General features: G+C 45.8%; 6 protein-coding genes. 2 read left to right on the plus strand and 4 right to left on the minus strand.

The annotated features are described in order from the left end of the window. Positions 1-220: 220 nt before the first annotated feature. Complete coding sequence (locus FGQ85_RS19215; protein WP_195481781.1) at positions 221-2,260, plus strand: Maf family nucleotide pyrophosphatase; 2,040 nt, start codon at positions 221-223, stop codon at positions 2,258-2,260. A 132-nt stretch (positions 2,261-2,392) separates the two neighbouring features. Here the strand turns inward: FGQ85_RS19215 and treC are convergent, their stop codons facing one another. Then, positions 2,393-4,060, minus strand: coding sequence for an alpha,alpha-phosphotrehalase (treC, locus tag FGQ85_RS14020; RefSeq protein WP_243128571.1), 1,668 nt, complete (start codon positions 4,058-4,060; stop codon positions 2,393-2,395). A gap of 15 nt (positions 4,061-4,075) precedes the next feature. Next, positions 4,076-6,055 carry a PTS system trehalose-specific EIIBC component gene (gene treP / locus FGQ85_RS14025; RefSeq protein ID WP_138373749.1) on the minus strand — a complete coding sequence of 660 codons (1,980 nt, stop codon included), beginning with the start codon at positions 6,053-6,055 and terminating at the stop codon, positions 4,076-4,078. A gap of 164 nt (positions 6,056-6,219) precedes the next feature. Between treP and treR the strand changes: the two genes are divergently transcribed. Then, positions 6,220-6,945 carry a trehalose operon repressor gene (gene treR, locus FGQ85_RS14030; protein WP_087168487.1) on the plus strand — a complete coding sequence of 242 codons (726 nt, stop codon included), beginning with the start codon at positions 6,220-6,222 and terminating at the stop codon, positions 6,943-6,945. A gap of 73 nt (positions 6,946-7,018) precedes the next feature. Here the strand turns inward: treR and FGQ85_RS18895 are convergent, their stop codons facing one another. After that, complete coding sequence (locus FGQ85_RS18895) at positions 7,019-8,461, minus strand: polysaccharide deacetylase family protein (protein WP_138373750.1); 1,443 nt, start codon at positions 8,459-8,461, stop codon at positions 7,019-7,021. Between the two features lie 260 nt (positions 8,462-8,721). Next, positions 8,722-8,895 (minus strand): hypothetical protein, encoded by a 174-nt coding sequence (locus FGQ85_RS18455; protein ID WP_171027974.1) that lies wholly within the window; start codon positions 8,893-8,895, stop codon positions 8,722-8,724. Positions 8,896-8,952: the final 57 nt, after the last annotated feature.

Below are 8,952 nucleotides of genomic sequence, written 5' to 3' on the forward strand. Positions count from 1 at the left end.
TGCAAACTGTTTTCTTCTCACGCCATACTGCTTTATTATATTATGCTGCCTCTTCTGTGTCAACCTTTTTTTCACTTTTTTTCTTGATTTTTCGGTAGTTTCAGGTCCCGTTTTCTTTTCTGCGCAGGGACCCGTTGAATCTTATTTTTTGTCGTGCTAAACTGATACTATTCTTTTTCAAATAGAATAGCACAAACTAACAGAAATGAGGAGGCTTTTTATGTGGGCTTATCATAGTATTTTTTATCAGATCTATCCAATCGGGTTCTGCGGTGCACCGGTGCACAACGATGGCCAGACCGTTCCCCGTATCCGCAAACTGCTCGACTGGACAGATTATCTTTCGGATCTTGGAGTGGACTCCATTCTTCTGAATCCGATTTTTGAGTCCGATAATCATGGATATGATACAAGAGATTTCCGTAAACTTGACTGCCGGCTTGGCACCAATGATGATTTTGTCGAAGTCTGCCAGGCGCTCCACAGCCACGGAATCCGTGTGGTACTGGACGGAGTATTCAACCATGTCGGCCGCGGTTTCTGGGCATTTCGCGATGTTCAGGAAAAGAAATGGGATTCTCCTTATAAAGACTGGTTCTATATTAATTTTGACGGGGACAGCGGATATCATGACGGCTTCTGGTACGAAGGCTGGGAAGGGCACTACGAACTGGTCAAACTGAATCTTCAAAATCCTGCCGTTGTGGACTATCTTCTGGACTGCGTCAAATACTGGATTGACACCTTCGACATCGATGGGCTGCGCCTGGACGTGGCTTACAGCCTGGATCACAATTTTATGCGGCGGCTCCGGAGCTTTGTTTCCGGCATCAAACCGGATTTTGCCTTGATCGGCGAAGTTTTATTCGGAGACTACAATCAGATCGTCAACGATGACATGCTGCACAGCTGCACCAATTATGAATGTTACAAAGGACTTTTTTCCAGTTTCAATGATATGAATCTGTTTGAGATTGCCCATTCTCTGAATCGGCAGTTCGGCCCGGAACAATGGTGTATTTACCGAGGCAAGCATCTCATGACCTTTGTGGACAACCACGATGTCACACGAATTGCCAGCATCTTAAAACAGAAAGAACATCTGTATCCGGTCTACGGTACTTTGATGACGATGCCGGGAATTCCATGCATTTATTATGGAAGCGAATGGGGAGAAGAAGGCATGAAAGCACCGGACAACGATTACGCGCTCCGTCCTTGCTTTGACGCTCCAAAACCAAACGAACTGACTTCCTATATTAAAAAGCTGATTTCGTTCCGCCAGAAAAGCGATGCACTCTGCAACGGTTCCTATCGAAATGTAATGATTACCAACCGCCAGCTTATTTTCGAGCGCAGGACTGACCGGGAACAGATTTTTGTTGCCATCAATGCTGAAGGAACCGAATTTACGGCAAATCACGGCGAACTGCAGGGCGAGGTCCGCGATCTTGCAGCAGACACACGCTTTACAATGAACGGACAGCTGACCATGAAGCCATACAGCGTACAGATTCTCGTATTTGATCCGGATTCCCACCCGGAATACGATACAGTAACTCAGAAAGAAGCGGAACAAAAAGGGGAAGAAAGAAACATCGAATGTAAAACAGCTGAATCTTATGCTTCTTCCGATTGCACAGTGCAAAACACAACGCTGTCCCTTGCCGACCTTACCGTCGTCCTCGGATCCGCATCCCCAAGACGCACCGAGCTTCTGACCCAGGCCGGAATCCCGCATGTGGTTTGTCCTTCCTCCTGCGAAGAGCACATCACCAGCTCCCGCCCGGAAGACGTTGTGCAGGAACTTGCAGAACAAAAAGCCCAGAACGTCTACACAGACCGGCTTGCCTCCCATCCAGGAGAACCATTTCTTGTGATCGGCTCCGATACGATCGTATCAAACAACGGAAAGATTCTCGGAAAACCATCCGGCGAAGAAGAAGCACGACACATGATCCAGTCTCTGCAGGATCATACCCATCAAGTCTACACCGGCGTCAGCCTTATCTTCCATGACGGTGCAGACACAAAGACAAATACCTTCTTTGAAAAAAGCGATGTGGACGTCTATCCAATGACAAACACTGAAATTGATTCCTATCTCGCCACCGGCGAACCATACGATAAAGCCGGCGCATACGGAATTCAGGGCGCATTCGCCATCTACGTCCGCGGCATACACGGAGACTACAACACCATCGTCGGCCTCCCGATCGCACGGATCTATCAAGAACTCAAAAAATGGATACGGTTTTAAATTTTGACTATTATCGGGGACGTGTTCCGGTGCACCGGAACACGTCCCCGATGAACGTAAAACCTCCGCCAGCCCAGTAATTCCAAGGGCTGGCGGAGGTTTGTTGATTTTTTCACAGGTACACGACGTGGGCTATTTTTTGTACCAGATCATGCTTTCGTACGGGCGTAGTGTCCATTTTCCTGTTTCCGGCATGGCTGCATCTTTGTAGTTTCCGAGGATGCACTGGTATCCTGTGAGATCCATATCTGTCTTCCATTCGGTTTCTTTTCCGTAGAAGTTATTAACGACGATCATATTTTCGTTCTGATAGTGTCGTTTATAGGCGAATACTGACGGATGTTCCTGGGCGAGTGGTGTAATGTCGCCATAAGCTACTACGTCCAGTTCTTTCCGAATCCGGATCAGTTTCTGGTAGTAGTGGAAGATGGAGTCTTCATCTTCCAGCTGCTGTTTTGCATTAATTTCTGTGTAATTTGGTGTGACGCCGATCCATGGTTCTGTGGTTCCGTCAGTAAATCCGGCGTTTGGTGTATCATCCCACTGCATCGGTGTGCGTCCGTTATCCCTGGAATGAACCTGTATGATGCGGAATGCATCGGATGCCGAAAGGCCTTTATCCTGCAGGATGCGGTAGTGGTTGATGCTTTCTACGTCCCGGTATTGGGTGATATCGGTGAATTTGGCGTTGGTCATTCCGATTTCTTCTCCCTGGTACACGTATGGGGTTCCGCGGAGCATATGGATGATGGTTCCGAGCATTTTGGCGGATTCTTTCCAGTACCGGCCTTCGTCTCCGAAGCGGGATACGACTCTTGGCTGATCGTGATTACACCAGAAGACCGCATTCCATGCGTTATGCTGTTCCATTCCGGTCTGCCAGTCGAAGAGGATCTGTTTTAACTTTCCGAAATCGGCCGGTACGAGAACCCATTTTTCATTTCCCATAAAATCAACTTTTAGATGGTGGAAGTTGAATACCATGGAGAGTTCTCCGGTATCGGCCCCTGCGTACCGGAAGCAGTTTTCCATGGAAGTGCTGGACATTTCCCCAACAGTGATGATCTCCGTATCGGTTCCGAAAGTCATGTCATGGAGTTCTTTCAGATATTTATGGATGTTTGGTCCATCTGTGTAAAATCTTCTTCCGTCTCCTTCGTAATCATCCTCAAAACGGTCTTTGCTGATCAGATTGACCACGTCAAAGCGGAATCCTTTGACTCCTTTTCCCATCCAGAAGAGGACTACCTTCTGGACTTCTTTTCGTACATTTTCGTTGTCCCAGTTGAGATCCGGCTGTGTTACATCGAACAGATGCAGGTAGTATTCATCAAACTTTTCTACATATTCCCATGCGCTTCCGCCGAATTTACTTTCCCAGTTGGTCGGTGGTTCCCCGTTTTCTTTCCCTTTTTTGAAGAAGAAGAAGTCTTTGTAATACGGATCTCCCTCCATTGCTTTTTGGAACCATTCATGGCGGCTGGATACGTGGTTGAATACCATATCAAACATCAGACGGATCCCTCGCTTGTCCGCTTTGCGGATCAGTTCTTCTACATCTTCCATCGTGCCGTAACGTGGATCGATATTGTAGTAATCTTCCACATCGTATCCATTATCGTTCTGCGGTGATACGAAGAACGGTGTCATCCAGATGTAATCGACTCCAAGTTCCTGAATGTAGTCCAGCTTCCGGATGACTCCTCTCAAATCCCCGAGGCCGTCTCCGTTGCTGTCATAAAATGATTTCGGATAAATCTGATATACCGTACTTTTCCTGAAATCTGTCGTTTTCATCATACTTTCCCTTCCTTTTTATTCAAACGAGATCACTGTTGTCTTTCCTGCCTCTGCCGTCTGTCCCGGCTTCATCTGAATATTCTTTGCACTTCCTTCTCCTGTCACAATCAGCATGGTGGTTGTTGGATGTCCTGCCGCCTTGATCTTCTCCGGATCAAACTGGATCAGCGGTGTGCCGCATTTGACATGATCTCCCTGAGCTACAAGAAGTTTGAATCCGTCTCCTCCCATGTCTACCGTATCGATGCCTACATGGATCAGAATCTCCATACCATTTGCAAGTGTCAGGCCGCATGCGTGTCCGGTCTCGGCCATTACGATGCTGACTTCCGCATCTGCCGGAGCTACCACTGTCGTGTCGGTCGGTTCAATAGCAACACCGTCTCCCATGATTTTCTGTGAAAACACATTGTCATCTACTTCTTCAATCGGAATCACGTTTCCGCTTAAAATTGCTTTGATTTCTGTAACCGGTTCTGACGGTGTTTCTTCTTTTGCTTCTGTTTCCAGAACCGCTTCTGCTTCCGGGGCTTCTGCCAAAACTTTTTCCCGAGTTTCTTTTTCCACGAGACCTCTGTCTTCTGCTGACAGTTTCTTCATTCCTACGAAGAATGTCAGCAGGAACGGTACTACGATCGCTTCTGTCATGGCAAGCAGGAAAATCAGATAGAATTCCGGCTTGATGGAGATAATGCCCGGAAGTCCGCCGACACCGATACTCAGCGCCTGAACTCCGCATCCTACGGAGATCATAGCCGCAATTGCGGAACCGATCATACCGCAGATCAGCGGGAATCCGTATTTTAAGTTGACACCGAAGAGGGCCGGTTCTGTAACTCCGAGATAACAGGAGATACATGCCGGAACATTGACCTGCTGTGCCCTTTCATTTTTCTTCTGAAGAATGGACATGGCCAGTACACTGGATCCCTGGGCGATGTTGGAAAGTGCGATCATCGGCCAGAGAATCGTGCCGTCATACGTGTTGACAAGCTGTGTATCGATAGCGTTTGTCATGTGGTGAAGTCCCGTCATGACAATCGGTGCGTACAGCAGTCCGAACAGCCCTGCAAACAGCCATCCGAAATTGGACATCAGGCCGCCGTAAACGACATCTGCGATGGCATTCCCGATTGTCCAGCCGATCGGTCCTACTACAGTGTGGGCAATAATTACTGCCGGAACGAGAGAACAGAACGGTACAACAATCATACTGATGACTTCCGGACAATGTTTCTTAAAAAACTTTTCCAGATAAACAAGTACAAAGCCTGCCATCATGGCCGCAATGACCTGTCCCTGGTAACCAATCATCTCTACCTTTGCGAATCCGAAATCCCATACCGGAATCTCACTTGCCGGAGTGTCCGCTACGCTGAATCCATTTAACAGCTGGGAAGATACCAGAGTAAGTCCAAGGATAATACCAAGGATCTGTGTCGTACCCATCTTCTTTGTGATGGACCACACAATACCAACCGGCAGCAGATGGAAAACGGCTTCGCCGATCAGCCACAGAAAGTTGTAAGTTCCTTCCCAGAACTGATACATATCCGCAAGACTCTTTGTTCCATTTTCAAAAAAATTGATCTCTCCGATAATATTCCGGAATCCGAGAATCAAACCTCCGCAGATCAGGGCCGGGATCAGCGGGGCAAAGATCTCGCCAAGCGCTCCCATAATCTTCTGCACCACATTCTGATTTGTCTTGGCCGCCGCCTTTGCCGCTTCCTTGCTGACTCCTTCGATGCCTGCGTAGGAAGTGAACTCGTTGTAAAATACGGACACATCATTTCCTATAATTACCTGATACTGCCCTGCCTGTGTGAATGTTCCTTTTACTGCCGGAATCTCTTCAATGGCCTTCTCATCCGCTTTCTTCGGATCCACGAGTACGAAACGCATTCTCGTCATACAATGGGAAACAGCCTGGATGTTTTCTTTGCCGCCGATCAGCTTTAAGAGCTGCTTCACGTCATTTTCGTATTTCGCCATGGTTCTCTCTCCTTTTCTTTTTATTACGAACTTGTTTGAACAACTTGAATATAGCATACTTGTTTAAACATGTCAATCGTTTTTTTATAACTTTCTCTTGATTTCTGCATCTCTTCTCTTTATACTGTAACTAAGATGTTTAAACAAGAAAGGAAGTGCTCCATTTGCCAAAAGCGAAATACGATATGATTTACCATGACCTGAAACAGAAAATTGAAGACGAGACCTATCCTTATCAGGAGCTTCTCCCTTCTGAGCACATTCTTGTCAAAACATACGGCTGTTCCCGCAACACTGTCCGCCGTGCCCTGGCCGAACTGACTTCTGACGGATATGTTCAACCCATGCACGGGAAAGGTGTCCGCAACATTTTTCAGCCTGTCGAACAGGCTGCCTTTACAGTGGGCGGGATTGAATCCTTTCAGGAATCCGCTCTCCGGAACAACAAAGTTCCTTTCACACGGATTCTTCAGTTTTCCGAGCTTTCCGCCGATAAAAAAATCGCCAAAAAAACAGGATTTGCTTTCGGGACACCGCTTTACTACATACAGAGGCTGCGTTATCTGGATGGAATTCCTCTGATCCTTGACCACAATTATTTCAATGCCGAACAAATAAAAGGTCTGACCCCGGAGATTGCCCGTCATTCCGTCTATGCTTATCTGGAAAATGAACTTGGAATGACCATCGCAACAAGCAAGCGCACCATGACTGTGGAACATATGACTCAGGTGGATGAAACCTATCTGGATCTGAAAGACTATAACTGTCTTGCCGTTATTACCAATCAGACCTATGATGACAACGGTATTCAGTTTGAATACACGCAGTCGCGGCACCGCCCGGATTATTTCCAGTTCCAGGATGTTGCGGCAAGAAAGAAAAAATAAAGCCATCCGGATTTCCTTGTTTCCGGATGGCTTTGTCCTCTGGCTTTGCTTTTGATACATTTCTTACTTTTATTCAGTTATTCACATGATGATGCGGAGCATAGGAATCTATCGTCAGACCCTTGAACGCATATCCAAGTTTACGGTAATGTTCAATAATTTTCGGGAGCGCTTTTACTGTCGTATCCTTTGCATCAGTATCATGCATCAGGATATTGATATGCTTTGCGCAGGATGATGTTGCTTCCGCGACAAGCTTTTCTTCCGGGACATTATTTCCGCTGGCATCCGTAGAATCACAGTTCCAGTCAAAATACTGATATCCTTTTTCCTGAACCGCTTTTGTCAGTCTCGTCATCAGCCCCGGTATATACTTTTTACTGATGGTATTACTTGAACCTCCCGGGAACCGGATCAGGCAGGACTTCTCTCCGGTGACATTTTCCACCATATCGGATATTTCCTGAAGATCTTTAAAATAATTTTCTTCCGATGCGTAGACTGAAGCATAGTCATGCGTATATGTATGAAGACCGATGGAATGTCCCTTCTCATAAGCAAGACGGATCAGATCATTCTTTTTCTGATTATTTCCGGTAACAAAGAAAGTTCCTTTTACTTTATACTGATCAAGAATATCAAGAATTTTCTTCGTATTATCCGATGGTCCGTCATCAAATGTAAGATAAACGATCTTCTCATCCCACTCCGGATTTGCTTCCACCGTAATATTCTGCACGATTTCCTCCTGATTTCCGGAACGGTCTTTTGCAGTATAAACCGCCTGATAAGATCCAGGCACGGCAAGATCTACATTTTCAGAATGAATCTCCAGGGATGGTGACGGATCCATATCATCTGTCACAGTTACCCCCTGAGAGAAATCCAGTACCTTTCCCTGCTTCACCGTCAAATCCTGTACTCCCTGGATTTCCGGCTTTTGCGTATCTTTTTTTCTTGTCAGCACCGCGTCTTTGACCGTCTGATTGCCGCTCGCATCTTCTGCCAGGATCTCCACCGTGTAATTTCCTTCTTCATCCCAGCTTCCTTCCTCCGCAAAACGGACCGTTACATCAGAAAGGTCTTCCGTCTTTTCCACAAACATCTCCGGTTTGATTTCTTCTGTCATGTCAGTGGTATAATCCTTTACTTCCAGATCCGGCGGAGTCGTATCTCTCACCTTTACTACCGCTTTTTCACTGTGGTTTCGCCAGGTATAAACAATCGGATAATCTCCTTCTTTCGATATATCAACACTGGATTTTACAGAAACCTCCTCCGGTTTTCCAAACCATACCTTTTTTATCTGGTCCATCGGATCAAATGCCTCTCCCATCTCATGTTCGATCACACCGCCTTTCAGCTTCAGTGGATGTGTGAAGGTATATAAAAATCCTCCTGCGCCGGCTAACACAAGCAGTATCAGAACCGTCAGGCCTATTCTTATAAATAACTGCCGTTTTCTTTCTTCTTTTACGTTGCTTCTCTTTCTGTGTTCTTTCATAACTTTTCTCATGCTTTTTGTATCCTTATCTTATGTTGTCGCTTTTTGTAGTCATCAGAATAGCACCCCCTCCCACCATAGTCAATGAATCATTTTTTAAGATTTCTTAAAATTTATTTATTATATTCATATTTGTATTTAATTTAATAAACTTTCTCTCTATATTACTTGTTTGTTACATAATTATTAATATTTATCTTCAATTTAAGAACATAAAAGGCTGTATCTGCCTGACAGACACAGCCTTTCTGCTCCTCATGATTCTAATGCCTTTATCCTTTGATATGGAATGCGTCAAATCCCGGATATACCGCATAACGGGACGGATCCTTGTCACGAAGTTCCAGAGCTTCAAATTCACCAGTGGAAGCCCCGCCTTGGTCACTGTATGAAATTCTTCGTTTACTTATCTTTTTCTGTCCTAAATAAAAAAGTGTCTTCGACACTTCAGCCCCCTAGCCCCCATTCATGGGGGAATTGGGGGTTTCTTTTTATGTGTTTTT

The organism is Pseudoflavonifractor sp. BSD2780061688st1 E11 (assembly GCF_005844125.1).
GTDB lineage: Bacteria > Bacillota > Clostridia > Lachnospirales > Lachnospiraceae > Sellimonas > Sellimonas catena.